Raw genomic sequence first — 1,360 nt, 5'->3', positions numbered from 1 at the left:
GGATCGACGTGCCGCCCGCCGACAACACGCTCGCCGTCAATTTCGGCAAGCTGCTGGAGCGCTGGACCGCCGGCCGGGTGCGGGCGACCCGGCATCGGGTGATCGCGCCCAAACAGGCGCGCTTCTCGATTCCGTTCTTCTATGAGCCACGCGTCGACGCCGAGATCGCGCCGCTGCCGCTCGAGGGCGCCGAGCCCTTCGAGCCGTTCCTTTATGGCGACTATCTCTGGGACACGGCGACGAAATTCGTCGAAATGAGCGGAGTCAGGCATCTGCGCCAGCCGCGGCGGGCCAAGGCTTCGTAGATCGGCAATCCTTAGAGACCGCAGCCGGTTGAGGTGTGTTGAGATTCAGGTCAGGCCGAGTCGAAAATGGTGGATTCCGAGAACCGGAGCGGAGCGTACTTAAAGTACGTGAGCACCGGAAGCGCAGGAAGCCGCCGTTTGCAGGCCGGCATCACCTGAATATCGACACACCTTAGTGGCGCTTGGCCTGGACGAGATAGGCGTCGATCATGGTCTCGCCCAGCCATTTGGCGGCTTCGAGCCTGTGCAGTCCCTCGACCAGGATGTGGCGCTTGCCGTCGTGCCGCACCTGGATCGGCGTCTTCATGCCGTTCTCGAGAATATCCTCGGCGAGATGGCGCACGGTCTCGGGATGCAGCGTCTTGCGCCGCGCCGTCGGCACGTAGATGTCGTCGACCTTGACCTTTTGCACACGCAGCATGTCGGCTCCCTGGCACTGAACAACGCCCAATGAATAATCCGTTTGCCGGATATCGACAAACGCGGGTACCTGCTGGCCCGATGCTTTCCATTTGACGCTTGGCCGGCCGATGGTCTCAATGACGGCTTCGTGATCTCAGGTCCAGCTTGATGCAATTGCCCACCGAATTTCCCGATTTCGGGCTGACGCCCGAGCAGCGCCGCGAGGCGGTGCGCGGCCATTATTATGAATGGCCGGGGATGGACGGTGAGCGCGGTGAGATCTGGGGCTACAGCGACCGGTTTTCCTACTGCCCCGGCGAGACGGTGGCGCTCCATGTCAGCTCGACCGCGCCGCAATTCAGCATCGCCGTCATCCGCGACGGAGCCGCCGAGACCAAGGTCTTCGAGGGAGCAGGCCTGTCGGCGCGCTGGCAAGATACGCCCGACCAATGCTCGGTCGAAGGTTGCGGCTGGGAGGCGTCGTTCGAATTCCGCGTCGGCGACGACTGGCCGTCGGGCGCCTATCGCATCGCGCTTCTTGCCGAAGGCCGCGACGGCAATCCGATCCGCAGCCACCATCTCTTCATCGTCGCGCCCCAGCCCGGCCGCAAGCCGGGCCGCCTGCTGCAGGTCGCCGCGACCGGCACCTGGAC

Annotated in this window: 3 protein-coding genes; 2 read left to right on the top strand and 1 reads right to left on the bottom strand. The window is 64.2% G+C overall.

Features of this window, described 5'->3' with window-relative positions:
- A partial coding sequence (locus EOA24_RS38005) for a 2OG-Fe(II) oxygenase family protein (RefSeq protein ID WP_133374914.1) occupies positions 1–305 on the top strand: 305 nt, incomplete at its 5' end.
- A 172-nt stretch (positions 306–477) separates the two neighbouring features.
- Here the strand turns inward: EOA24_RS38005 and EOA24_RS38000 are convergent.
- Positions 478–726, bottom strand: a complete 249-nt coding sequence (locus EOA24_RS38000; protein WP_042644583.1) for a ParB N-terminal domain-containing protein — start codon at positions 724–726, stop codon at positions 478–480.
- A 149-nt stretch (positions 727–875) separates the two neighbouring features.
- Between EOA24_RS38000 and EOA24_RS37995 the strand changes: the two genes are divergently transcribed.
- Positions 876–1,360 (top strand): N,N-dimethylformamidase beta subunit family domain-containing protein (locus EOA24_RS37995; protein WP_348633106.1); only part of this gene is annotated, 485 nt, incomplete at its 3' end.

It is taken from the genome of Mesorhizobium sp. M2A.F.Ca.ET.039.01.1.1 (genome assembly GCF_003998035.1).
Lineage (GTDB): Bacteria > Pseudomonadota > Alphaproteobacteria > Rhizobiales > Rhizobiaceae > Mesorhizobium.
Note: the sequence above shows the minus strand (reverse complement) of the source record. Positions and strands in the feature narration are given on the sequence as shown.

Coding starts and splice junctions, on each gene's coding strand:
- EOA24_RS38000 (WP_042644583.1), bottom strand. CDS start 726: ATGCTGCGTGTGCAAAAGGTCAAGGTCGACGACATCTACGTGCCGACG.